Raw genomic sequence first — 24,668 nt, 5'->3', positions numbered from 1 at the left:
GTCAGCGGTCTCCCATCGTGGTGAGGGCCTGGTAGAGGGGTTGGTAGAGGGCTTGCACCAGGTGCCGGTTCGTGTCGGCGCCGTCGGCGGTGAAGTAGGGGGTGAGCACTTCGCGCATGCCGAGGAGCAGGCTGGTGCTCGCGTCGTCGAGGTCGGCCGGGTCGTCGCCGCCGTAGGCGGTCTGCGGGGCGAACGCGGCGTCGCAGAAGTAGACCTTCGCGGCCTGCCCGCCTCGAAGGAGACGGCCGACGACCTGCCAGATCGTCACGAGTTGAGTCCAAGCCACCCGGTTGCGCTCGTCCGTGCCGAGCCGGCTGTAGGCCACCAGCGCACGCAGCAGGCGACGCCACTGCCGTTGTGCCGACCGACGCCGTTGCCGTCCGGCGGTGGCGAGCCGCTCCGACTCCGGGCAGTCGTCGGCGAGAGGCTGCGGGCGGAGCTGCTCTATGGCGTACTGGTTGATGCGCTGGGTGACGTATCCCAGGTCCTTCGGCCTCGGGTGCGGTCGCACCAGGAAGAAGGCGGCGCCGATCGCGGCGATGCCCTCCTCGTTGAGGATGTTGTGGCCACGCTCCACGGCCAGTACCGGGGCGACGAGCAGCCAGGCGTCGTCGGTGCCGAAATCGGCGACCCGATGGCGGCGGAGCAGGTGTGCGTCGTCCCATCCGCTCTCCTGCTCGTCGTCGCCGACCAGGCATTTGACCTGATCGGCCCACGACGACTTCAGGCGCCGGATCTCGTCGGTGACCGTACGGGCCTCGGCGTAACTGCCGACCAGCAGCATGATCTTCCGGCGATCCGGTGGCAGCGTCGCGCGTTCTCGTTCCAGCCGGTTCGGTTGTCCCGGGCCTGGCCCCGGACGGGTCAGGGCCTCGACCACCTGCCGTAGAGCCGAGGTGCGTGCCTCGCCGTAGCGGCCGGAGATCCAGATCGGGGTGCTGCGTTCGCCGCTGTGCTGAATGTCGAGAGTGAACGTGGTCCGTCCGATCTCGGCGAGCTTGCCCGCGGTCGGGCGCAGGATCGCGGTCACCGGCACGTCGATGTGATAGCGCGGTGAGGTGCCCGCCCAACTGGTGCCCGAGAGCAGCAGGACGCCGGGTCCGGGCCCGTCGGTGGGGAACAGGTCCGGCAGGTTGATCAGGAGTGCGCGGCCGACACCGGTGTAGCGGAAGAAGCGGAACTCACCGAGCTGTCCGTCGCGGCTGCCGTTGTCGTCCTCGACGTACTGGAATCCGAGCACGTTGCCCATCGGGGACTCCGGCACCGCGACGGCGAGGTCGACGGGCGCTCGTCGTACCTCGGTGGGCAGGCTGTCGAACAGCTCCAGCTCGGCCGCGACCTCGGGCCACATGGTGAGCATCTGGTTGAGCCGGTTCTCCAGCACCGCGACCGCGACGGCCAGCTCCAGGCGCCACACGTTCGTGTCGAGGTCACTGGGGGAGACCTTCGTGTCCTCGGCGAGTTCAGCCAACCAGGTTCGGACGTTCTCTTCGCGAGCGTCCTCGTCGGTGTTGGTGAGCAACACTTCGGCCAGTTCCGCGAGCCCGGACGAGACGCCGTCGCCGGAGGTGTCGGTGGGCGCGTCGATGAAGTCGTTGAACCCGTCACGCAGCGACCGGTATAGCGGATCGCTCTCCCAGCCCGGCGCCGGCCGAGCGCCGAGGCCGGCCCAGTCCTTGGCGAGGTCGTCGAACAACGACCAGGCGGTGAAGTAGTTGGGGTCGACCCAGCTCAGCACCGGGCGGTCGGGACGGACGCGGTCACGGTGCAGGAGCTGATAGATGATGTCGGCCGCGGTCCGCGCATTGTTCAGCGCCAGCATGAACCGGCGGACCTGCCGTGAGCGGACCTGAGCCCGGCCCTCGGCTCGTAGCGTCTCTCGGACTCGCGCGTCGATCTCGTCGATCCACGCCTCCTCGCTCGGCCCGAGGAGAACCTGCGAGTTGGCGAACATCGCATCGAGGTTCGTCTGCACCTGGTCGGCCTCGTCCACCAGGAAAAGGTCACTGCGCCGCCACGCCGCCTCCAGGTAGCGCATCTGCTCGGCCGACAGCGGATCCGGCACCCGGGTGTGCACCAGGCTCCACGGCGTGGCGATCCAGACGTTCGCCGTCACGAGCCGGCGTGCCGCCTCGTGACGCTGACATCCGTGCCACAACGGGCAGGTACGGCGGGGACGGTTACGCCAGCCGTCCACCGGCTCGTCGTCGTCGGTGGCGATCAGGTCCTGGCAGGGTGCCTCCCGGATCGCCAGTGGTGGCGCCGCATCCCGCAGCGTGTTGAGAGCGCATGCGGTGCTGACCAGGTCGAATCCGTACGGTCGCCGCGGAAGTAGCTGTCCCGGCGCCGCGGGTTGAAGGTGATGCAGGCGCTCGGCGTGCCGCTGGCGGTTCTGGCCCATGACCGGGGCGGCGACCACCCCCGGGTAGCCGGACAGGTCGTGGGCGGCCCGCAGCGCGGCGGAGTTGTCACCCATCACGATCGTGACCCGGCGGTCGTGCTGAGCCGCCCACACCGCCAGGATCATGACCAGGGTGCTCTTGCCGACACTGACCATTCCGACCAGGTGGAGGATCCGGTCGATGCGGAGCACCGTGCCGTCGACGAACGTGTCGTCATCCAGACGCACCTGCAGAGTGACGTCGCGAAGTCGTTCCGCCCAATGGTTGTCGTCGCGACCGAGCCGCCGGTCGTCCCCGTCCATCGCGACCGCGGTCGCCTCCAACTGGTCCCAGGTCACCTCGATCGGCTCACGGGTCCGCACGGTCAGATCGTGCAGAACCGGATCTGGAAGGATGGGCAGGTTCTCGGGGATGTCGACACCGACGCCGCGCGCCGTCGACCTCATCCGGTGCCGTCCGGGTTCGGCGGGCCGTGCCGCGGTGACGGTGAACGGCAACGGCTCGGTGAGCAGCCGCTCGTACCAGGTCCAGCGATCCGGAGCGACACGGCACTCCTGCCGTACCGGGCGTCCGAGCTCGTCCAGCCGGTAACCGCGGACGTCCGCGGTCACCGACAGGTAGCCGCGAAGGGCGCTGTCCCACCCGTACGATCGCTGATTGGGCCAAAGGAGAGTGCGGGCGTTGGCCAGCCGCACTCCGGCATCGACCGGGATCAGGGAGACCGCGTCCCAGAGCGCCCGATAGCCGTCGAGCAGGGCCGGCACACCGGTGGCGGCCTGGCCCTTGGCGACGGTCTCCAGGAGATACAGACACAGCTCGACATCCATCAGGCCACTCGCCGACGGCTGACCGTCGGCCGGTGTGTAGACGCCGGCCAAGGCTCGGCGGAACCGTGCGCGAAGGTTCTGGATCTGCCTCACCGTCGTGCCTCCACCTCGCGGCGCACCGCATCCAGGAACTGCTTCTCGGCGACGGCGGTCACTCGCTTGCCCGGCTTCAGCGCCGGACAGGCCCGCCGTAGCACCGCGACGTAGCGGGGGTGCATCCGTACCTGCTCGCTGCCGATGACGATGTACGCCTTCTCGGCCTCCGGTGGCACCCTGAACATCCGCTCGCGCAGCGCCCGGCCCAGGCGGGTGGGGTTGCGCCATGCCTTGATGTCGGCCACCCATGGCCGGTCGGCGAAGACGGCCAGGTCGCAGGAATCGAAGTCGGGCCAGAGCTGTACGGGCACGCCCATCGCCTCGATCGCCTCGGCGATGCGCAACTCCGCCCGCCCCGGACCGGTGACGAAGGTACGGAGCTCTCGGCGCAGCCAGTGCACGCCCTCGGCCGCTGAGTGATCGGGACCCGGTGTGCCCGGCGCCGGGCAGGAGTAGTCCTCGCACACCCACGTCCGGTCGTCGTCGAGAGGCAACCGCAGGCCGTTACATCCGCCGCAGGTGCGGACGATTCCGTCGGCCCTCGCCTCCGGCGGAGCCTCCGGATATGCGAGCCGAAGCTCGTCGGCGACGACGGCAAGCTCCGGGTCGGCGAGTCGGGCGTCGAGCCCCAGTGCGGTGATCGCCGGACGTTCGATCAAAAGGCGGCGGAAGGCGACGTACGAATCGGGCGCGCCCGCCGCGCGGGTTTTGTCCATCACCGCGAGCATCAGTGCGTTCTGGCGCATCTCGGCCGCCACGTCGCCACCAAGGCCGCCGAGCTCCTCGCATGTGACGGATGGGCGTCCGTAAGCGAGCAGGGTCTCGCCGGGATCCACATCGGCGTCCGAAAGCCGGATCGGCCAGGATTCGAAAGGCCTCGCCGCCAGCTGAAGGAGTTCCACGACGTTGCTGGGTGGCTCGGCGTTCTGCTGCCAAGCCACCATCGTCAAGCGGTCGAGGGCGAGTTGAAGGTTCGGGGGGTACGGCAGCCGAAACGTCTTGCCGGCGGACATGGCGGCTGCGTAATCGAGGACGCCGGCTGCCAGCTGGGCGATGACGATCCGTTCTGAAAGCCGCGACGAGTCGGTGGTCAAGTCCTTCAGCTCCATCGAAGTAATCGTGAGCAGACGGTGGATTTGATGTCGGACGAAGTGTCCGACGAGGTGAGGGTGCCGCCCAGCCTCGGCGACGCACTGTTTCGGCAACAACATACGCCTTATGTATCCGTTGTCAACATGCTATACATGTCGAGTGTTGCTCACGGATGGGTGAGGGGCACCGTTCGAGGGCGTTCGGCATTCATTCAGATCAGGGAGGGCGTAGCCGCATGGCCGACGAGATCAAGTACGAGTACATGACGCGAACCTGGATTTCGCGACCAGATACGAGGGCCGGAACGTCGCGTTCAACGGCTCGATCGTGAACCTGACGCCCCACGGTGACTACGACACCCGCTACGACGTCCTCTTGGGACCAGGCGACGAGGGGCCGAAGACGACGGCGGGCCCGGCCTTCAAGTACGAGAACGTCGGCATCCTCGACCTCAACCTGACCGGCAAGAACATCCCCGCCGCGGTGGGCGAAGGCGACAAGTTTCGCTTCGTTGCGGAGGTGGCGAGTTCAACGCGGACCAGTGCCTCTTCCTGCTCGACCCGGTCTCGACGGAAGTCCGGTAGCCGGCATGGGCCCAATAGCAGGGGCACTGTCCGGCTCTGGGAACGAACCATCCCCATTCGATGCAGGTCCCAGGCTAAGGAAACGGCGTGGGATTGTCGCCGGGCCGCGGTGGGCGACCCGGCGACCACGATCACGGCCAGACGTACGGTGACCGGACCGGTTTCGGCTCGTGCGGCTGCTTTACCGGATGGGCCGCGAACTGTTCGGCGTGCAGCCCGAAGGACCGGTCCAGCTTCGGCATCCAGTACGCGTCATCGTGCCGCCCGGCGCCCAACTGGTAGTCGTGCCGCACACCCTTGGCGGCCAGCGCCGTGCTCATCTGCTGTGCCGCCGCCCCGAACCGGTACTCGTCGGAGTCGCCGCCGTCGAAGTAGTACCGGTGCCGGTTGAGGTCGTCCACCGGCATCCCGGCGACCAGCGTGAGCGGCCGCAGCCCGGCGTTGGCGGCCTGCTCGGCGGACGTCCCGACCAGCGGCGGCAGGCTCAGCGCGCCCATGTGGCTGGCGATCGAGCTGAACACCGCCGGGTTGGTCAGCCCGAGCGTGAACGCCCCCTGCCCGCCCATCGAGACGCCGCTGATCCCGCGGTGCTCGCGGTCGGGAATCGTCCGGTACGCCCGGTCCACCAGCGGCACGATCTCGTCCACGATCATCGTCCGGTACCTACCGGCAGACGTGTCGACGTACCAGCCGCTGCCGCCGTCCGGGAACACCACGATCGCCTCGACGCCGAGCCCGTCCAGGACACTGTCGATGTCGCGGGCCTCCCACTCGATGTTGCTGCCGTTGAACCCGTTCAGCATGTAGACGACCGGGAACCGTTTGGCGCTGGTACGGGTGTAGCCCGGCGGCAGGTACACGTTGAACTGCGCACGCCGGCCCATCGCCGCCGACTGGTAGTCGTCGCGAAAGAACCGGGAGTGGTCGCCCAGTTCGACCGGCCTGCGCGGGTCGAGGTAGAGCAACTCCCGGGTCGGCGGCAGCCCGGTCCAGGTGCGGATGGTGTCGACGACGAGGCGTCGCTGGCTGTCCACATACACCTCGGCCTGCGCGTCGGTCAGTGTCACCTTTCCGGCCTTGAGCAGCTGCCGCAGGTCGGCGACGCGGCGCGAGGCGGTGTCGCCCTGGTGGAAGAACCCGTCGGCCAGCGTCGCGGCATAGCCGCGGACGTCCCCGGCGGCGACGGCGCGATGCTGCCGGTCCAGCACGGCACAGGCATGAGCCAATTGGGTACGGGTGGCAGCCGTCCCCGTGTTGCCGGCCAGCGCTCGTAGCCGCGCCTTCGAGTAGAGCCCGACCGGTCCCTGGTAGAAGCCCCCGCCACCGGTGCCGTCGTAGACCCGTACGGCGAGGACGTTGGTGGCGCCCCACTTCAGCAGGCCGTCCGCCGGGTAGTACTCGCGCGGCACCTCCCACGTGGAGTCGAAGGTGGGCGGGAAGCCCCCGGTCCGCCCGATCTCCTGCCCGTTGAGGAACGCCTGATCCGCGTCGTCGATCTTGCCGAGCGCGGCGACGACCGCCGAGTCGGTCACCCCGTCCGGTCGCGCGGGCAGGGTGAACGTCTTGCGATACCAGGCGAAGCCGTCGTACGAGGTGAGGTCGGTGTGCGCGCCCCAGTTGTCCGGAACCGTCCAGTCCCGCCAGCCCGTGTCGGCGAAGGAAGGATCCGACCAGGCCGGATCGTCGCCGGTGGTGAACTTCCAGCCGTCGCCGGCCAGATCCACCCCGAAGTCGACCGACCCGGTGGTGGCGCACGCGGTCGACGAAGGCCCCGCTGAAGCCGATGTGGGAACGTTCACACACGCAAGCGAAAGGAGTATGGTGCCCAGCAAGGCGCGGGTCTTCAGTGACATGAGGTGTGCTCCCGGAGAGAAGAGACAAGTCCACAGACTCAAACAGGAAACATGCTGGACGCACACTCGCAATATCCACGTTCCGTGTCAATGGGGACGGACGCCGGGAGCCTGGTGTTGGAAATGTGCGAAACGCTCCGATGGTTCGGCAACGGAGCTGATCACCTCGACGGCGTAGCGGTCGGCACGGGTACTGCTCGCCGGAGTGCTCGATGGTGGCGCCGGTGGCCTGGATGTCGATTACCGAGTGCCCGCGGCCCGCGAGCGCTCGCGTGTGCCCTGCATGCCACCAGGCACAGGGCTGGCAGGGCAGCAGCGCGCGGCCGGCGGCAGATATGGATACGGTGCCGACGTCGCCTTGATACCCGCCAGCGGCGGGCATCAGGCTGATTCACGGCTCAGAAGGGTGCAGGGCCGCTACCGGTGAGCGACATCAGAATCTGCGTCGCCAGTAGTTTCCGGACGCCGGTGACGGCAACAGCCCCGATCTGGTCGTAAGGCAATTCCAGGTACAGCCCGTCACTCGCGTCCCGGATCTCCGCGTTGATCTGGTCCGGACGGAAGGTACCGCTCCAGCCGTTGATGCCCCCTCGCTGGTTGGTGCTCAGCGAAGCCATGCCGGACACCTGTGTTCCGCCGGCAAGGATCAGCCTCGCCGGCCCGGAGTAGGTCGTCATAGTTGCCAACCGTAACCGGCTCCCCGGCGGCCGCCACTTCAGAGTGACCTGAATGCCGCCGGGTCGCGTGCCGCTGGGCACGTCGCGGCATGAAGGTGAGCGGCGAGCACGATCAGCGGCAGATCGAAATCGGCCTCAACCGTAGGCGATTCCAGCCTGGTCGAGTAGGCGGCACATGTCGTGAAAGCCCTCCACGCACGCATCGACAACGACGCCGTAGTGGCCGGCGGACTTTGCATACTCCAACAGGAAGTACGGGTCGAGGGCGTCGGGAGCATAGATGTTGGCCTCGACAACCTCGCCGCTCACCGCGTTCTCGAACCGGCAGTGCTCGCCGTGCGGGTCCAGATACCAGGTCGCGTCGCCATATCGCACGGAATCCGGACAGTCGTCCTCCGGCGACGCGCCGGCCCTCATCTGCTCGACGAGCGCTCCCGCGATGCGGCGGAATCCGGCGACAAGGTCTTCCAGGGTCGGGCGCACGCTCGAGGCTTCCTCTGCGCTGACGAGCCGCAGGACGGTCAGAACCGGCCCCCGGCCTCGTGCCGAGGCGAAGACGGCCACATCCGGCCCGAGCGCGGACTTCAGGTCGCGCGCAGCGGCTGTCGCGATCGGCATAGTCATGGCGTCGTCGAGCGGGATGAGGAGGCTGCCGAGCCACAGGGTTATGGTTCTGAGAACTATACTTCTGTGAGTTGCTGGGCCGTGGGAGGCGCGTTCGTGGACAAACCGCTACGGATCTTCGGCCGGGCCCGGGAGTGGGACGGTCTCGCTTCCTTCGCGACCAGGCCCACCAGCGCGATGCGCGGCGGTGCGTCGCTTGCCGTGGTGAGCGGCCGGCGTCGGCAGGGCAAGAGCTACCTTCTGCAAGCGCTCGCCGAGGCATCTGGAGGGATGTATTTCGCTGCGACCGAGGCGACCGAGGCGGAGTCGCTCCGGCTGTTCACCGAGGCACTCGCGCGGCACACCCGCGAGTTCATCGAGACGCCGTTCCGGGATTGGAACGACGCGATAGCGCACATGTTCCGCAGCTTCAGTGACCGTCCGGCGGTCGTCGTGATCGATGAGTTCCCCTTCCTGTCGAGGACGACACCGGCTCTGCCGTCGATCATCCAGCGTGAACTCGGCCCGGGCGGCAGCGGTCAGGCGAGCACAGCACGGCTGGTGCTGTGCGGGTCGGCGATGTCGGTCATGGGAGGCCTGCTGGCCGGGCAGGCACCGTTGCGTGGCCGAGCGAGCCTCGAGCTCGTCGTCCAACCGTTCCGGCATCGGGAATCAGCCGAGTTCTGGGAGATCACCGACCCCCGGCTCGCAGCCCTGGTGCATGCGGTCGTCGGTGGGACCCCGGCCTACCGTAACGAGTTCACCCAGGGCGACGCCCCCACCTCGGTCGAAGACTTCGACGCCTGGGTGGTCCGGACCGTGTTGAACCCGCAGACGCCGCTGTTCAGGGAGGCGCGATATCTGCTGGCGGAGGAGTCCGCCATCCGGAACCCCGCCCTCTACCACTCGGTGCTGGCGGCGATCGCCGGCGGCCACAACACCAACGGCGGGATCGCCAACTTCATCGGACGGCGCGCGGACCAGATCACGCACCCACTCAACGTCCTGGAGGACTGCGCACTGATCGCCCGCGAACCGGACATGTTCCGGCCGGGCCGGGCCCGTTACCGGATCGTCGAGCCGCTGATCACCTTCTACGAAGCGATCATGCGCAAACGCTGGGCCGAACTGGAGATCCGCAGGGCTGAGCAGGTCTGGGCGACATCGCGGCAGACCTTCCTCACGCAGGTCGTCGGCCCCCACCTCGAAGCCCTGTGCCGGGCCCTCGCCCTGGAATCCGGCGACCAGCTCTTCACCGAGCAGCCCTCAGAGGTCGGATCCGGCACGGTCAACGACCCGGTCAACCGTACGCAGATCGAGATCGACGTGGTCGCGTTGTCCGCGCAGGAGGCGAACAGTCCTCGGCGCATCGTGTCTCTGGGTGAGGTGAAGTGGGGCGAGGTCATCGGCCATCCTCATCTCCACCGTCTGATGAGAGCGCGCGACCTGCTGCGAGCCAAGGGCTACGACACCGAAGCCACCACGCTCGCGCTCTACGGCGGTGCGGGGTTCACCACGGAGCTGACTGCGGCCGCCGCGACGGACGACCGCATCCTCCTCGTCGGCCTCGACCGCCTGTACTCCTGAGGGGTGGTTCGTAGCTTTCCGGGTCATCTATGCGTTGGCGCCACGGGCTGGCAATGCATGGCGATCTATCAATGGAGGAGGGGCGAGCGTCACCCTGCCGACGACGTGACGGACTCGGTCTCGCCCGCGACATTGAGTGGAATTCCTGCCGTCTGTAGGAACGCTCGCAGCGTCGCGGCGAGTGACTCCAGCCTGTCGTCTTCGACGAAGGCGTAACCGCCGTACGAAAGACTGTTGGCCGCCTGCTCCGCCGCATCGCGGATCGGGTCATGACCATCAAGGACTGGGCAACCGGCGGGCGCTCAACGGTCACCGCGTCAGGGCACGGAAACCAGGCACAGTCACAGGCGCATTTCGTCTTCCAGGGCTTGAACCACACGCGCACTGCACGGTGTCTCCGCATGGCCTTCTCCTTCCGTGGAGGTGAGGGGGCGGGTGTGGCCGCTACAGCACGGGGGACGTCAGCCACCACACCTGCACCGCCGTTGTGCGCGCGCACTTCTATTGGGTCAAAGACAACGGCGCGTGAATGACACCATCGAGGTCCGCGACACGAAGGACCGGACCAAGCCCGCACACGTCTTCACCCTGGCGGAGTGGAACGCCTTCATCGGCGGGGCGAAAGACGGGGAATTCGACCTCTGACGGGACGGTAGCCGGCCGAGCGCCACGGGGTGTGGGAAAGAAGCGGCAATCGATGAAAGCGGGCGGCTACGCCCGTAGGTCTGACAGCAGGGTTTCGAGGAGCCGCTCCTCCATCACCGCGCGGCCCGTGTCAGCCATGAGCCGGGACAGGGCAGGATCCCAGACCGTCGGGGCCGGGGTGCCGGCCAGCGGGATTCCGGGGCCGTCGGCTGCCGCGTAGTCGGTGCCCGACATACGCCACGGGACCGCGCCGGGGTAGCGGGCCAGGGCGGCTGCGGTCAGGCGCACGCCGGTCCAGTCGAAGTCGTTGCGCCAGTGGATCACGGTGTCGGGCCGGTGGCGGGACAGTAGGGCGTGGACCGCCGCGGAGGGGACGCCCTCGGTGCAGATCAGCGGGGCGGTGGCGGTGCCGGCGGCGGCGCGCAGGACGGCCGGGTTCTCGCACACGAAGATCTTCGCGAGATCCAGTACGAGCGGGGCGAGCCGCAGTTGGTGCAGGGTGACCCGGAACGGGACGTGCTCGGCCGCCGCCGCCGAGAGCCAGTCGCCGAGCAGGCCGCCGGAGGCCGGGAGGTTCAGGACCAGGACCTGGCTGGCCAGGTCGTCGGGGACCACCCCGGCCAACTCCCACAACGCCCGCTCCTGCTCGGCGCCGGCCGGGGCCGGAACCTCGTTCCAGGTGGCGAGGGCTCGCTGGATCAGGCCGCGCAGCGGGCCGTCGGTCAGGGCCTTGGTGTCGCCGAGGACCCGTTCGGCGAAGACCGGCATCGGCTCGGCGCTTGCCGGAAGCGCGTCCAGCACCGCCAGCACCTGGGCGAACGGCAGGCCGCCGCGGACGATGCGGGTGAGGGTCCCGTCGCGGCGGAGAGCGTCGATCCAGGTGTCGAACCACGGCTGCCCGGCGTGCCGGCTCGACGCTGCCTGCTCCAGGACGGCGTTGCGGGCGTCCGCGAGTTCGGCACGCTCACCGGGGCGGTCACGGAAGGGACCCACCGCCGACGCAAGATCGATGCCGTGGGCGTCGCGTAGGTAGCCGTCCAACTCGACGAGCCGGACCGAGACCCGGGCGACGCCGGCGGGCCGGTGCACCCCGGTCACCCCGATGACGACGTGCCGTTCCGCCTCGTCCGGTGCGGACAGCGACACCGACCCGGAGAGGCTGCCGCCGGTGCGTTCCAGACTGCGCCGGGCAGCGGCCAGCAGCCGTCCCCACCCCGGGCCGGCGGACCGGCCCGCGGCGGAGGGAGGAGCCGGGTCGGAGGCGGGGGAGGGGTCAGACATCGGCGGGGGCCCGGCGAGTTTCCGGGGAGCCCAGGGCTCGGGCGAGGGTTCCGTCGAAGTCGGCCACGTTCATCGTGCCGTCCCAGACCAGCAGGACCGTCGACACCGCGTGGTCCACGGTGGAATGGGACAGGTCGTAATGGGCGCAACCGGTGACCGCCGGATGCGTGGCCCACAGGTCGTAACCGGTCATGAACAGGTCCAGGTCGAACTGCTTGGCCAGCGACATCAGCTCACCCCGTCCGTTGTCGTCGACCCCGGCGAACGCCTCGTCCAGGCCCAGCAGCCGGGGCGCGTCCGGGCGGGCCGAACCGAACAGCGCGTTCGCGGCCGCGAACAACGGCAGATGCAGCGACACCGACTGCTCACCACCGGAGAGCTGGCTGTGCCGGGCCCGGGTCAACGGTTCGGCGTTGCTGCCCGGCCGGTGCAGCGTGAACGCGAACACCCGCCACTGCCGGTAGTCCAGGACCTCGGCCAGCAACTCCCGGTACGGCTTCTCCGGCGCCTGTGCCCGGGCCGTCTTGATCCGCGACGCGAAATGCCGCCGCAGCATGGTGAGCTGGCCGGGCCCGAGCCGGGCCGGGTCGCGTTCCAGCAGCTTGCACACCTCACGCTGCTCCGGATCCAGATCATCGGAGAGCCGCCAGCCGACACCGACGGTCAGGCCGGACGACATCCGGCGGGCCCGCATCTGCGTGTCCATCGCGTCGACCAGGTCACGGGCCTCGATCGTACGGCGGTGGATCTGCCCGGCCAGCTGACCCAGCAGCGCGTCCTCGAAGACCCGCTGCTCCGCGTCGGTGAGCAACTGCTCCTGGTCACGGCGTTCACCGGCGATGCGTTCCGCGAAGTGGGCGACCGGGGTCAGGCCCTGCTCGTCGGCGACCCGCACCACGATGACGCCCTCGTCGGTGTCCCACTCCGGCCGGTGATCGAGGCCCGCGGCCGGCAGCTGCGCCTGCAGGTCGGTGAGCGCGCCGGTCAACCGGGTGGCGCTCTGCTTCAGCGATGTCTCGGTCGGGGTCAGCTCCCGGGTGGCGGTCAGGATCGCCTCATGCAGCGCCACGACGGCCGGGTCGAGATCGTCGTCCGCGGCCTCGGTGGCCGGCCACCGCAGGTGCGGCGGGCAGCGCATCAGACCCAGAAGATCACTTTGCGCGTACGGGCGGAGCCGCACCGCCTCCCGCTGCGCCTCGACGACCGCGTCCGCCGCGGCCTGCTCCCCGAGTTCGACCCGGGCCGTGGCACCCGCATGATCACGCAGCGCTGAAGTGTGCGCGGCGCGGGCCGCGGACAGCACCGACTCCGCCTCGGTGACGGCCTGTTCGGTCTGTGCCACCTCGGCCAGCACCTGTTCGGCCTCGGCCCCGATCGCCGCCGACAGGGTCCGCAGTTCCTCGTCCTTCTCGGTGTGCCGGGCGTGCGCCTCCCGTGCCGTGGACTCGGCCTCCTCCACCTTCGCGGCCGCCTCGACGTGCCGTTCGGCGGCCTCCTCGGCCTGACCGGCAGCACGGTCGGCCGTCTCGTGGGCATGCCGCAACTCGATGCCGAGCCGCTCGAACCGGTCCAGCGCCACAGCGGTCACGTCGAGGCGCTCCACCGGCAGCGAACGCTCGGCCACCGCCCGGCGCAGCCCCGCACCGGCGGACGCCTGCTCCGCCACGGCGGCGTCGAGATCACCGGACGCCTTCAGCGCGGCTTCCCGCCGTACCCTCGAAAGGTTTGCGGCCTGATCGACCGCCCGCTCGGCGCGTGTGATGGCCGTGCGCGCCGGCAGGGTCGCGCCGGCCCGATCCACCTCGGCCAGCGTCTCCCGGCGTGCCGCCAGCAGCGCCTGGACCTGCTGAATCTCCGCGTCCAGGGCGGCGATTCGCTGGTCGCAGCCGGCGATCCGTGCGGCGCGCCGGGCCGCCCGGGCAGTCGCGCCGATGTATTCACACCGCTCCTTGGCGAACCGTCCGACGCCCGCTCCCTGCGCCCATCCGCCGTCACCGGTCACCCCGGACAGACCGGCCAGATCACCCAGGCCGATGCCGTGGAGCACGGCCGTGATCCGCGCGGCGGGCACCATCTCCTGGTCCTCGGGCACCAGCACTCCGGCCAGCGTGCCGTTCACTTCTGTGACCTGATTCCCTGAGCCGATGGCCCGCAGGTAGGCGTCCTGCTCGCCCGCGACCAGCGCGGTCTCCGTGTCGTCAGCGGAGGGGTGCACCCAGGCGTCGAGCAGCCCGGCCGCGTGCAGGGCCGCCTCGATTCCGGCGGCCTCCGCCTCAGGGATGTGGTCGGCGAAGCGGACCAGCCGCCACAGCGGTGCGCCCGCACGCCCGGCGCGCGGTGCTGGCCGGGTCGGGGACGGCGGGGGAGCGTCGTCGTGTTCGGCGGCGATCGCCGCCCGCTCGGCCCGCACGCTCGTCCGCTCACCGGTCAGGGTGTCGATTCGTGCGCCGAGCCGGGAGGCTTCATCGCGGACCGCCCCGGCCGGGGCCGCGAGCCGCGCGGTGAACAGGTCCCGCAGCGTGGGTGCGTCAACTCCCGTCGCTGCCGCGTCAACGGGATGCCCGGTCTGATGAGCCGCCGGGGCCGCGGGATATCCGGGCCTCCGGTTCCCAGGGCCGGCCGTGAGGGCTCCAGCGTGATCACCATCCGGGCTGGTGGCGGAATCGGCGGGGTCCTCCGGGATCTCGCCGGTGATCGAGGCGGCGAGTTCGGCGGGGAGGCCGGGCAGGTTCAGGTCGGTGAGCAGGGCCGTGTGGTCGGCGCCCCACCGGTGGACGGCGTCGGCGGTCTGCTGTTTCGCCTCCGCCAACCCGGCCGCCGCCGCACGTTCGGCGAGCGCCGCGTCGTCCACGGCGGCTCGGGCGTCGCGGTCGGCGGCCGCCGCGCGGACGTGTTCGCGTTCCGCGTCGGCGAGCCGGTTCACCTGGGCGCGCACCGCCCGCACATCGTCGCGGCGGGCCTCGGCGCGGGCGGACAACCGTGTGGCCAAGCCGTCCGGGTCGGCGTCGCCGGAGGTCCAGGCGATGCCGCCGGCCTCCGCCTCGCCGGCCAGGTCGGTGACGGTCCGGCCGACCTTCGCCTGCGCCTCCCGGGCGTCGGCCGCCGCCCGGACCGCCTCGCCGTGCCGCTTCGCAGCCGCCGCCCGCTCGGCCGTCACCACACCGTCCGCCCTGCGGGTGGCCTCGGCCAGGTCGGCGACGTGCCGTTTCAGGTCGGCGAGCTGCTCGTGCGAACGGTAGGCGGCCGAACCCTTCAACCGGTCCAGATGCGCCCGCAACCGGCCCGGTTCACCCTCGGCGGCCTGTAGATCGGCGGCCGCGCGCGCCGCGTACCCCTCTGCTTCTTCGGCTTTTTCTTGGGAAAGGGTGAGGTCGGCGTGATGCCGGGCCACGTTGTCGCGGCGCGCGGTCAGAGCGTCGGCGGCGGCACGGGCGTGCGTGCGCAGATAGGTGGCATAGACGGTGAGGAACGCGGCGGTCGCCGCGTCGGCGGCGATCAAACCCTCGAGGGTACGGGCGACCGCCTCCATGTCGTCGAACGAGCGGGCCGCCTCGACCAGCAGATGGTCCTCCACCGGGCGCAGGCCCCGCTGCAACGTGCGGGACAGCTCCACCGGGTTGAGATCCTTCGCCAACTGCGGTTTGCGCAGCGTCAGCACCAGATCCAGCAACTGCTCGTAGCGGGCCGGGCCGAGGCCGAACAGTTTCGCGTCGACCAGGTGCCGGTATTCCTCGGCCGAGTCCCGGACCGACTCGGCGCCGAGCCGGTCGATCAGGTCGCGGCGCGACACCGGGCGGTCGTCGGCGTCCAGAAGCGACAGGTCCACCCCGATCCGGCCGTCGGCGACGAAATGCCAGCGGGTCACCCGGTCGTTGTGCCGGTGCGCGCGCAGGCCGATGCCGATCGTCACGAACCGTTCGCCGTCGCCGAACTCCATCCACACGTACGCGTACGACACCTCCTGCCCCCGATAGAGCAGGTTCGACTTCATCGTCCGGTCCTCGCCGGCGAACGGGTTCAGCCGGCGCGGCTCGATCCGGCCGTCCAGCACGTACGGGAACAGCACCTCGAGGGCCTTGGTCTTGCCGGAGCCGTTCGGGCCGCGCAGCACCAGCCAGCCGTCGACGAACAGGAACTCCTCGTCGCGGTAGTCCCAGAGGTTGACGATGCCGGCGCGTGTGGGGGCGAAACGAGCCAAGAGACGTCCTCGATCAGAAGAGTGTGCGTTGTTTGACCTGGGCGATCGTGCTGCGGTAGCGGCCGATCAGTGGCAGGGCCAGCGCCCCGCCGGGCACCTCACGGACCGCGCCGAACCGGGCGAGCAGTGACACCGCCTCGGTGCGGAGCCGGTCCGGGTCCGTGTGCCACGTCGCGCCGAACGCCGACCCGTACCGTCTCAGGATGTCGGCGGTCGCCTCGCGCAGCACGCTGTCGGTGACCAGCGGCAGCCGTCGCTCGTCGGCCTCGGTCCCGTGCTGGGTGGGGCCGTCCGGTGCGGGGTCGGTGAGGATCGGGACCCCGGCGGGCAGGCCCGCGTCGACCTGGCCGATCAGCTTCGCCTGCGCCTCCGCCGGATCCGGTACGGGCATGCGCCGAGCCTTCCGCCCGTCCGGATCGGACACCCGGTCGGCGATCGCCACCGCCAGCAGCACCGCGGCCTGCGCCACCGAGCCGGTGCCGGGGAACCGATCGGCCGACCAGCCGGCCGTGTCGACCAGCAGCACCCCCTCGGCCCGCCGTTCCAGGCGCAATCCGGTCAGCCGGTACATGTCCGCGGGCAGTGCCTGGCCGCGCAGATGGTTGCCGATCTCGGCGGGCACGTCGTCGTAGTAGACGACCGGCCGCTCCAGCACCGCCCGACGGGCCGCCTGCGCCGCCGCCCGCCGCTCCGCGTTGCCGCTGGACTGCACCGACCGGTCCAGCAGGGCGGTCACCGAGTCGATGTGCTGCAACACCCGCGGCGGCAGGAACAGGGCGAACACGGCGTCACGGGCGATGTCGTACAGAGCCTCGCCGGCACCCGGATCGGACGCCCACGCCGTGCTGGAACCGTCGGCCAGCCGCAGCACCCCGCGCTCCTCCAGCCAGGCGACCGCGTCCACGAACGCCCGACGGTCCGCGCCGACGTCCGGATCCAGGCCCAGACCGGTGATCCGGTTCGCGTCGGCGGACACCGACTCGGCCAGCTCCGTCAACGTCACCTGGATGCCGGCGCGGCCCAGGGTGGCCAGGCACAATGACAGGTACGCGTACCGCTGCCGGTCGAACGGGCGGCCGGTACGGGTGATCGCCGGCCGGTCGGTCTCCAGCCGGTCCGCTGTCCGCACCAGACGGGCCGTGCCGCCGTGCAATTCGAGGCGGTAGCCGAACGCCTCCGACAGGTCCTTGCGCAGCTCGGCGGAGAACCGGCGGACCCTCGGCAGCGCCTTCTCGTCCGGCCACGTGGCGGTGATCAGCGGATGCCGTAGCAGCAGCCGGACGGCACGCTGATAGTCGGCCAGCTCCATGTCGGGCACCTCGGCGGCGAACCTCATGCGACGCGCCGAACCCCGGTGTGCCCGGCCGCCTCGACCGTCAGCGTGTACCCGTCGAGGTGCAGGTTCCCCGACTCGGTCGGCACCGTCGTGAACCGGCCCGGCCGGGGCTGAAGCGTCAACCGCACCCCGAACGCCGCCGCGGCCAGCGGCGCGTCCGAGCGGCCCGCCGCCCGCGCGGCCAGCGCGATGTCCAGCAGCCGCCGCAACGCGGACGCCTGCGCGCCGGTCAGCACCTCCGCGCCGACCAGACCGGCCGCCGCCTCCGCCTGCCGGCGCTCCTCGGCGACCTGCTGTTCCCGCAGCGCCCGCCGGGCACCCTCGGACCGGTCGATCCGGGCGATCCGGCCGTTGCCCTGACCCGGCATCCGGCCGGTCTGCACCAGCGACCGGGACAGCTCCACCGCGGGCGCCTCCCACCAGGACAGACGGCCCGGGATCGCCTCCGGGTCGGGATAGCCGACCCCGACGTGCCGGGGCGAACCCAGCCCGAACACCACCTCGAAGATCGCGTGCGCCGCCTCGTCGGAGCCGGCCCCGGTGAACCAGGCCGCCAGGTGCCGCAGCTGCGACTCCCGGCTGACCCCACCCCGGCGGGCCTCGGTGACCCGCCGCAGCAGCGCCAGCACGTCACCGATAGCGGCCATCGTGGCACCCGACAGCCGGTCCGCCTCGCTGGGCTGATCACCGGCCGGGGCCAGCCAGGACCGCAGGCCCCGCCAGCGCCGATGCCAGTCGGCGAGCCGTTCCACCGGGGTCGCGAACAACCTTTCGTCGGCCTCCGCGGCCGCCTCGATCATCCGCTCCAGGCCGGTGGCCTCCACCTCGTGCACGGCCTCCCGCAGCCGGGGCGTGTACCGCTGCAACTCGTCGTGGAAGTCGCGCAGATGTGCGAGCAGGGCGTCCTTGTGGGTGAGGAACACCTCCGGGCGTACGTCATGGGTGCGGCTCAGGTCACCGAGCATGTGATAAAAGCGGGCGGCGCGTTCCGCGACGTCGGCCAGTGCCCGGTCCAGGCGGTTGAGCTTGCGGTACACCTCCTCGGCGTCACCGTCCTCGTTCGCCTTCGCCAGCGCCTTGAGGTCGGCGAGCAGGTCGGCGAAGACCAGCCGGGACAGGGTGCTGTCGTCGATCCCGGCGGCGAGCACCGATTCGACGGCCCGGTGCGCCCGGTAGCCGGCCTCGGTGAACTGGTAGACCGAGTGACGGTTGCGGTACTCGGCGAGGGTGGCGGCGCGGGCCCCGTCCTGGCCGCGGTCCAGCACACCCCAGTCGACCAGCGCGTCCAGCAGACGCGGCAGCTCCAGGGTCGCCGGGTCGGGGCAGTCGTGGTGTGCCTCCGCCAGGGCGGCCAGCGACGCCTGCACCTCGGAGGTGTGCAGGACGACGTGGTAGCTGGAGCGGGCCGTGTCGAACGCGCGCAGCAGCCACAGGTAGGCGAGCCGGTTGTCGGCATTCACATAACTGAACAGCCGGAGACGTTCGTCGAGCCCGAAGTCGTCCAGCCCGAAAGACGGCGACGGCGACTCCGGCATGGCGCCAACCCTACCGTCCGAAACATGAAACCCCGGACACCCGGAAGTGGGGTTTCCTCTCCGCGGGGCGAGGTCGCGCTGCTGGTTCCGGATGCGCGACGGGTGGCCGTGGTTCCCGCGAGGGTGGGTGGGCACACACGGTGGCAGTGTTGTGGTCGGCCACATGGCTGATAGCCCTGGTGGCCGCGCACGCGACGTCTTTCGTGTTCGGCCACATGGCTTGGCGGCCCGGCCGTGTGCGCCCGGCCCGGGAGGACGGACGGTTGTGTGCGGGCGTCGGTTCCTCAGACGGTGACGCGTTCGGTGACGGGCTGGGTGGCGACCACAGACCAGTCGCAGATGGCGGCTGTGTTCTCGAACGGGCTGGCGCCCACGCTGACGTAGAAGTGCCCGGTGGTCGACGGCGGGGTGGGCAGGGGAAGGGTGCCCGGGGACAGGTATGACCGGGTGACCCAGCCGGGGCCGGACATCGAGTTGTCGGGGCTCCTCGGGGGCAGCGTGTTGGTGGGTGAGTCGGTGAACGCCATCGTCATGCCCGCTTTCGGCGTTGCGCACGCCCTCTTGCCGGTCACCGTGATCGGGGTGTCGGCGATGGTGATCGTCGGGCCGGCGAAGGTGCAGGCGTTGGGCCGGGGGGCGCCGCAGTCGACGCCCTCCTCGCTGTGGGAGAAGATCGTCTTGGTCACCGTCTGGTTGATGTAGACGGTGAGGGCGTCGGCCGCGGTCGCCCGCTTGCGCTTGGTGTTGCCCCGGTAGACGGCCTTGTACATGCCGGTCGTCGTGGCCGTCACGGTCTTGCGGAAGTTTCCGTGTGCGTTCGCCGTGGTGGACGTCAGCAGCCGGTAGCCGGCGCCGGTCCTGGCGAAGTAGACGTCCACCCGGGCCTTGTTGCCGGTCGCGTTGTAGTGCGCCCGCCCGGTCAGGGTGACGGTGCTGCCGCGGACGGCGGCGGTGGCGGATGCCGCGAACGTGATCCTCACCGGCTTCTTCGGCGCCGCCACGGCGGGGCTGGAAGTCAGGACCACCGCCGTGGCCAGGGTCATGGTGAGCATGGTCAGCCTGATGGTCCGCACCGGCGGGGCCCCCTACCCGTCTAGGTGATCTTCAACGCGCGCCATTGCATCAGGTGGGGGCAAACGGACGACACACGCGGCGGGAGCGCCGAACGGCTCCAGGGTGGCGCCGTCGGTGGGGGCGCCGTGCTTCTCGAGGATGCCGCGGATCACCCCGGCGTGCAGGGCGCACATCGCGTCCGGATTCTTGCCGACCAGGTCCAGGAACGGGCACGTGTGCAGATGCACCGGGATCTGGCCGCTCTCGGTGGCCGGCTGGACCGACGGGGCGAAGCCCAGCCCGTCCAGGACCGTGGTCACCGCCTCGATCGGGTCGCCGGTCGGCGGGGAGGCCGTGGCCAACTGCCGGCCCCAGTCGCGGCCCACCCGGCCGGCGGTCGCGCGCACGTCCGGGCCCTCGCCGGTGACATGGTCCAGCAGGGCGGCGGCCAGCGCCCGGTACGGAGCGGGCACCGGATCGGTCGCGGTGGCGCGGTACCGCCACGCCGGGCGGCCGGGCAGACCACCGCTCGCCCGGGCCTTGACCAGCAGGCCGGCGTCGACCAGCCGCTCCAGGTGGACGCGGGTCGTCGACATGTGCTGACCGGTCCGGGCGGCGACGTCGGCGGCGGTCAGGCCGCCGGCCGCCTCCCGGATCAGCCCCAGGATCGTCACCCGGCTGTCCGACCCCAGGGCCCGGTGCCGGGGAGTTTCCGTAGTCCCGCCGTTCGGCCCTACTCGCATGGTTTCCACGGTCAATAACGTTATAACGCAGAACAGCGTTGAAACCAGGAGGGCTCATGTCCCACAACACCGACGCCGACGCCCGCGCCGCCCAGGCCGTGGTGACCCACCACCGGCAACTGGCCGCCGCGCTGACCGGGCACGTCACCGACCTCGTCGCGGCCGCGGAGATGGGCGGCCTGCGGCAGGTCTGGCACCACCGCGACGCCCTTCTCGGCTGGCTGCACACCGAACTGCTGCCCCACGCGTACGCCGAGGAGAACGCCCTGTACCCGGCGGCCGCCGCCCGGCCCGGAGGGCGGCTGCTGGTCGACGGCATGCTCGACGAGCACCGGACCATCGCGGCCCTGGTCGCCGAACTGGAGGAGACCAGCGCGCCGGTCGCCGCCGCGGCCGCGGCCCGCGCCTTGCAGGCCGTCTTCTCCACGCATCTGGCCAAGGAGAACGACCTGGTCGTACCCCTGCTGGTGGCCGCCGGCGACGTCAGCCTGGCCGATCTGCTCGACGGCATGCACGACCTGATCGGCGGCGGCGGGCAGGAGGGCTGCGGCGGCCACTGCGGCTGCGGTGGGGACGCGCCCAGCGAAGGAGAGCCCGCGGTGCTGAGCATCGACCCGCGCCTGGACGTCCGCGACCTGCCGCACGGGCAGCGGCACGCCCGGGTGCTGGCGGCGATCGACGCGCTCCCGGCCGACGGGGCGCTGGTCCTGGTCGCGCCGCACGCCCCGATGCCGCTGCTCGCCGAGATCGACGCCCGCTACCACGGCCAGGTGGCCGTCGAATGGCTCCAGAACGGGCCGGACGTGTGGCAGATCCGTCTCGAGCGGGTGACCGTCGCGGTCTGACGCCCGAGGGCCGGCGCGGACTCCGCGCCGGCCGAGGGGATCAGGCGGGTAGGCCGCCGACCTGCGTGTTCACCCAGGCGCGGATGGACGGCAGGTCGCCGTAGATGGACGGGGCGGTGGCGCAGACGGAGCTGTTGTTGCCGGCGCGGCTGGTGACGCCGATCAGTGCCCAGCGGCCGCTGACCTGGCGCACCTGCGGGCCGCCGGAGTCGCCGTAGCAGGCGCCGGCGGTGCCGTTGGTGTTGTTGGTGCAGATCTCGTACGCCGCGTCGATGCCCGAGCAGCGGCTGTCGGCGACGATCGAGGTGTTCAGCTCGTTGGCGACCCGGGGAGTGGAGCCGCAACCGCGGGTCGGGCAGGTCTGGCCCCAGCCGATGATGCGGGTGGCGGTGCCGACCGCGCCCGAGGCGGTCGGGATCGGGGCCGGCGCGTGGGTCACCGACGACGCCAGTTCGAGCAGTTTGACGTCGATCCGCGGGTGGTTGACGGCCCGGCGGACGGCCACGACGGTGCCGCCGCTCGCGCGGTCGACGCTGCCCACCCGTACCGATGCGGGGGTGGGGCAGTGTTTGGCGGTGACCGCCCAGTTCGCCTTGATCAGCGAACCGGTGCAGCCGGACACGTAGACCATGAACGAGTAGTTCTCGGTGGCGGGCTGGCCGCCGACGACCAGCGGGCCGGGGTCGCCGGGTGCGGCGAGGGCGGCGGCGGGCGTGAACAGGCCGGCGACGGCGACGACGGCGGCCAGCAGGATCCGGGCTGGGGTGCGCATAGAACGTCCCTTCTGCCTTCGGGGGAACGGGCGGGGTGCCCGGCCACGAAGATTGCCAGAAAGTTACGTTCATCAATACATCCCAGGTGGTGCCTCTGGTTCGGATGATGAACCGGCCGAATCGGCCACTGTGGATTAATCTGGGACGGTGAACAGGCAGGGATATTTCCAGAGGATCGTCGTTGTGGCGGCCGCCGCGGTGCTGGTCGCGGGGTGCGCCAAGGAGGACACCGGCGGGACCAGCGAGAGCGGGGTCCCACTGATCAAATCGGGCGTGCTGACCACCTGTACCCACCTTCCCTACGCGCCGTTCCAGTCCAAGGACTCCAGCGGCAAGGTCGTCGGCTTCGACGTGGCGCTCATCGACCTGGTCGCCACGAAACTCGGCGTCACCCAGGAGATCGTCGACACGCCGTTCGAGGGCATCAAGTCCGGGTCGGACCTCAACTCCGGCAAGTGCGACGTCGCCGCCGCCGGGATGACCATCACCGACGAGCGCAAACAGGTGCTCGACTTCTCCGAACCGTACTTCGACGCCACCCAGGCGCTCGCCGTGCTCACCGGCAGCCCGGTCAAGACCCTCGAGGAGCTGGCCGGCAAGCGGCTCGGCGTGCAGGGCGGCACCACCGGCGAGGACTACATCAAGAAGCAGGTGGCGGAGAAGAAGCTCGACATCGAGGTCGTCTCCTACCGCGACCTCGCCGCCCTCCAGCAGGCGCTCGCCACCAACCAGGTGGTGGCGGCGGTCAACGACCTGCCGGTCTGGAACGAGTACATCAAGGCCAACCCGAGTAGGGTCGCCGTCGCCGCCGGGTTCGACACCGGAGAGCAGTACGGCTTCGCCGTCAAGAAGGGCAACACCGCGCTGCTCACGACCGTCAACGAGGCGATCGCGGCGGCGCGGGCCGACGGGACGTACGACAAGATCTACGCCACCTGGATCGGGGACAAGCCCACTTCATGAGGTTGAGTCCCCGCCGCCGCCGACGGATCGCCCAGGCCGTCGGGTATCTCGTGTTCGCCCTGGTGATCGCCGTCGTGGTGGCCGCCGCCGACTGGGGGCGCCTGTCCGAGGCGTTCTTCCGGCTCGACATCGCCCGCGGCATGTTCCCCGGGGCGATCACCGTGGCGTTGCGCAACACGATCGTCTACACGCTGCTGGCGTTCGTGTTCGGGCTGACGCTGGGGCTGATCCTGGCGCTGATGCGGTTGTCGTCGATCCCGCCGTACCGGTGGTTCGCGACCGCGTACATCGAATTGTTCCGGGGTTTGCCGGCGCTGTTGGTGCTGTTCATGGTGGGGTACGGCGTGCCGCTCGCGTTTCCGGACCGGGAGATCCCGGGCGGCGTCTACGGGTCGGTGACGGTCGGCCTCGGGCTGACCGCCGCCGCCTACATGGCCGAGACCATCCGCGCCGGCATCCAGGCCGTCCCGAAAGGGCAGCTCGAGGCGGCCCGCACGCTCGGCATGTCGCACACCCGCGCGATGATCTCGATCGTGCTGCCGCAGGCGTTCCGGATCGTCATCCCGCCGCTGACCAACGAGATCATCCTGCTGACCAAGGACACCTCCCTGGTGTACGTGCTGGGCGTCACGGCGACCACCATCGAGCTGACCAAGTTCGCCGGCGACACGCTGAACACCCGGGTCAACCCGACGCCGCTGGTGGTGGCCGGGCTGCTCTACCTGCTGATCACGCTGCCGATGTCGCAGCTGGTCCGCGGGCTGGAGCGCCGCGCCGGAAGGGAACGCTGATGTCCACCATCGAGATCGAGGGCCTGCACAAGTCGTTCGGCGCCCTGGAGGTGCTGCGCGGCATCGACCTGGCGGTGGAGCCGGGCGAGGTGGTCTGCGTGATCGGGCCGTCCGGGTCGGGCAAGTCGACGCTGCTGCGCTGTGTGAACCTGCTCGAACAGCCGACCGCCGGGACGATCCGGGTGGCCGGGGTGGAGGTGACCGACCCGGACTGTGACATCGACGCGGTCCGGCGCGGCATCGGCATGGTGTTCCAGCAGTTCAACCTGTTCGGGCACCTGACCGTCCGGGAGAACGTGACGATCGCGCAGCGGCGGGTCCTCAAACGCGGCCGTGCCGAGGCCGACCGGATCACCGCCGAGAACCTGCGACGGGTGGGGCTGGCCGAGAAGGCGGCCGCCTACCCGGCGCAGCTGTCCGGCGGCCAGCAGCAGCGGGCCGCGATCGCCCGGTCGCTGGCGATGAGCCCGCGGCTGATGCTGTTCGACGAGCCGACCAGCGCGCTGGACCCGGAGCTGGTCGGGGAGGTGCTGGCGGTGATGCGCGCTCTGGCCGGCGAGGGCATGACGATGCTGGTGGTGACGCACGAGATGGCGTTCGCCCGGGAGGTCGCCAACCGGGTGGTGTTCATGGACGCGGGCGTGATCGTCGAGCAGGGTCCGCCCGCCGAGGTGTTCGGCCGGCCCCGCGAGGAACGCACCCGCGAGTTCCTGCACCGGGTGCTGGAGCCGACACGGGTGCGCCCGGCGGACTGAACCACCTGTAAGAATCGAAATCTATAGAT

Annotated in this window: 18 protein-coding genes and 1 pseudogene; 7 read left to right on the top strand and 12 right to left on the bottom strand. The window is 70.5% G+C overall.

Features of this window, described 5'->3' with window-relative positions; genetic code table 11:
- Nucleotide 1: 1 nt before the first annotated feature.
- Both IEZ13_RS15785 and IEZ13_RS15780 read right to left on the bottom strand, forming a co-directional pair.
- The gene (locus IEZ13_RS15785; RefSeq protein ID WP_183221827.1) at nucleotides 2–3,322 is read right to left on the bottom strand and encodes a pPIWI_RE_Z domain-containing protein; all 3,321 of its coding nucleotides are present in this window, start codon (nucleotides 3,320–3,322) and stop codon (nucleotides 2–4) included.
- Nucleotides 3,319–4,536 (bottom strand): restriction endonuclease-related protein, encoded by a 1,218-nt coding sequence (locus IEZ13_RS15780; protein WP_229794721.1) that lies wholly within the window; start codon nucleotides 4,534–4,536, stop codon nucleotides 3,319–3,321. Before IEZ13_RS15780 ends, IEZ13_RS15785 begins: the two co-directional genes overlap by 4 nt.
- A 154-nt stretch (nucleotides 4,537–4,690) precedes the next feature.
- On the opposite strand from IEZ13_RS15780, the pseudogene IEZ13_RS47885 reads away from it, so the two are divergent.
- Nucleotides 4,691–4,885: pseudogene (locus IEZ13_RS47885) on the top strand (DUF4839 domain-containing protein); the annotation flags it as partial.
- Nucleotides 4,886–5,132: 247 nt separating this feature from the next.
- Here IEZ13_RS47885 and IEZ13_RS15770 read toward each other — a convergent pair.
- The 3 genes from IEZ13_RS15770 to IEZ13_RS15760 form a co-directional block, all read right to left on the bottom strand.
- Nucleotides 5,133–6,800, bottom strand: coding sequence for an alpha/beta hydrolase (locus IEZ13_RS15770; protein WP_183221828.1), 1,668 nt, complete (start codon nucleotides 6,798–6,800; stop codon nucleotides 5,133–5,135).
- Between the two features lie 452 nt (nucleotides 6,801–7,252).
- Complete coding sequence (locus IEZ13_RS15765) at nucleotides 7,253–7,531, bottom strand: hypothetical protein (RefSeq protein WP_183221829.1); 279 nt, start codon at nucleotides 7,529–7,531, stop codon at nucleotides 7,253–7,255.
- A 135-nt stretch (nucleotides 7,532–7,666) separates the two neighbouring features.
- Nucleotides 7,667–8,155: a hypothetical protein gene (locus IEZ13_RS15760; RefSeq protein WP_183221830.1), complete on the bottom strand. Its 489-nt coding sequence runs from the start codon at nucleotides 8,153–8,155 to the stop codon at nucleotides 7,667–7,669.
- Nucleotides 8,156–8,251: 96 nt separating this feature from the next.
- Here IEZ13_RS15760 and IEZ13_RS15755 point away from each other — a divergent pair, with 96 nt between their 5' ends.
- Nucleotides 8,252–9,721: an AAA family ATPase gene (locus IEZ13_RS15755; RefSeq protein ID WP_183221831.1), complete on the top strand. Its 1,470-nt coding sequence runs from the start codon at nucleotides 8,252–8,254 to the stop codon at nucleotides 9,719–9,721.
- 525 nt (nucleotides 9,722–10,246) lie between these two features.
- Nucleotides 10,247–10,366: a DUF397 domain-containing protein gene (locus tag IEZ13_RS46495; protein ID WP_229794720.1), complete on the top strand. Its 120-nt coding sequence runs from the start codon at nucleotides 10,247–10,249 to the stop codon at nucleotides 10,364–10,366.
- A 66-nt stretch (nucleotides 10,367–10,432) separates the two neighbouring features.
- Here the strand turns inward: IEZ13_RS46495 and IEZ13_RS15745 are convergent, their stop codons facing one another.
- The 6 genes from IEZ13_RS15745 to IEZ13_RS15720 form a co-directional block, all read right to left on the bottom strand.
- Nucleotides 10,433–11,647 carry a TIGR02679 domain-containing protein gene (locus IEZ13_RS15745; protein ID WP_183221833.1) on the bottom strand — a complete coding sequence of 405 codons (1,215 nt, stop codon included), beginning with the start codon at nucleotides 11,645–11,647 and terminating at the stop codon, nucleotides 10,433–10,435.
- A complete protein-coding gene (locus IEZ13_RS15740) occupies nucleotides 11,640–15,845 on the bottom strand; it encodes an SbcC/MukB-like Walker B domain-containing protein (protein ID WP_183221834.1) in 4,206 nt (1,401 codons plus the stop codon). The genes IEZ13_RS15745 and IEZ13_RS15740 overlap by 8 nt, the downstream gene beginning before the upstream one ends.
- Before the next feature lie 13 nt (nucleotides 15,846–15,858).
- A complete protein-coding gene (locus tag IEZ13_RS15735; RefSeq protein ID WP_183221835.1) occupies nucleotides 15,859–17,181 on the bottom strand; it encodes a DUF2398 family protein in 1,323 nt (440 codons plus the stop codon).
- Nucleotides 17,178–18,716, bottom strand: coding sequence for a TIGR02677 family protein (locus IEZ13_RS15730; RefSeq protein ID WP_183221836.1), 1,539 nt, complete (start codon nucleotides 18,714–18,716; stop codon nucleotides 17,178–17,180). The genes IEZ13_RS15735 and IEZ13_RS15730 overlap by 4 nt, the downstream gene beginning before the upstream one ends.
- A 284-nt stretch (nucleotides 18,717–19,000) precedes the next feature.
- Complete coding sequence (locus tag IEZ13_RS15725) at nucleotides 19,001–19,789, bottom strand: hypothetical protein (RefSeq protein ID WP_183221837.1); 789 nt, start codon at nucleotides 19,787–19,789, stop codon at nucleotides 19,001–19,003.
- Between the two features lie 12 nt (nucleotides 19,790–19,801).
- Nucleotides 19,802–20,512 carry a helix-turn-helix transcriptional regulator gene (locus IEZ13_RS15720; RefSeq protein ID WP_183221838.1) on the bottom strand — a complete coding sequence of 237 codons (711 nt, stop codon included), beginning with the start codon at nucleotides 20,510–20,512 and terminating at the stop codon, nucleotides 19,802–19,804.
- Nucleotides 20,513–20,568: 56 nt separating this feature from the next.
- On the opposite strand from IEZ13_RS15720, the gene IEZ13_RS15715 reads away from it, so the two are divergent.
- Complete coding sequence (locus tag IEZ13_RS15715; RefSeq protein ID WP_183221839.1) at nucleotides 20,569–21,357, top strand: DUF2249 domain-containing protein; 789 nt, start codon at nucleotides 20,569–20,571, stop codon at nucleotides 21,355–21,357.
- 40 nt (nucleotides 21,358–21,397) lie between these two features.
- Here the strand turns inward: IEZ13_RS15715 and IEZ13_RS15710 are convergent, their stop codons facing one another.
- Complete coding sequence (locus tag IEZ13_RS15710; RefSeq protein ID WP_183221840.1) at nucleotides 21,398–22,129, bottom strand: S1 family peptidase; 732 nt, start codon at nucleotides 22,127–22,129, stop codon at nucleotides 21,398–21,400.
- Between the two features lie 148 nt (nucleotides 22,130–22,277).
- On the opposite strand from IEZ13_RS15710, the gene IEZ13_RS15705 reads away from it, so the two are divergent.
- From IEZ13_RS15705 to IEZ13_RS15695, 3 genes are read left to right on the top strand one after another with little or no spacing between them, the layout of a single operon-like run.
- Complete coding sequence (locus IEZ13_RS15705) at nucleotides 22,278–23,093, top strand: basic amino acid ABC transporter substrate-binding protein (protein ID WP_229794719.1); 816 nt, start codon at nucleotides 22,278–22,280, stop codon at nucleotides 23,091–23,093.
- Nucleotides 23,090–23,884: an amino acid ABC transporter permease gene (locus IEZ13_RS15700; protein WP_183221841.1), complete on the top strand. Its 795-nt coding sequence runs from the start codon at nucleotides 23,090–23,092 to the stop codon at nucleotides 23,882–23,884. Before IEZ13_RS15705 ends, IEZ13_RS15700 begins: the two co-directional genes overlap by 4 nt.
- Nucleotides 23,884–24,639, top strand: a complete 756-nt coding sequence (locus IEZ13_RS15695) for an amino acid ABC transporter ATP-binding protein (protein WP_183221842.1) — start codon at nucleotides 23,884–23,886, stop codon at nucleotides 24,637–24,639. The genes IEZ13_RS15700 and IEZ13_RS15695 overlap by 1 nt, the downstream gene beginning before the upstream one ends.
- Nucleotides 24,640–24,668 lie beyond the last annotated feature (29 nt).

This window comes from Actinoplanes campanulatus, from assembly GCF_014647795.1.
GTDB lineage: Bacteria > Actinomycetota > Actinomycetes > Mycobacteriales > Micromonosporaceae > Actinoplanes > Actinoplanes campanulatus.
This window is presented reverse-complemented; position numbering and strand designations above follow the sequence as displayed.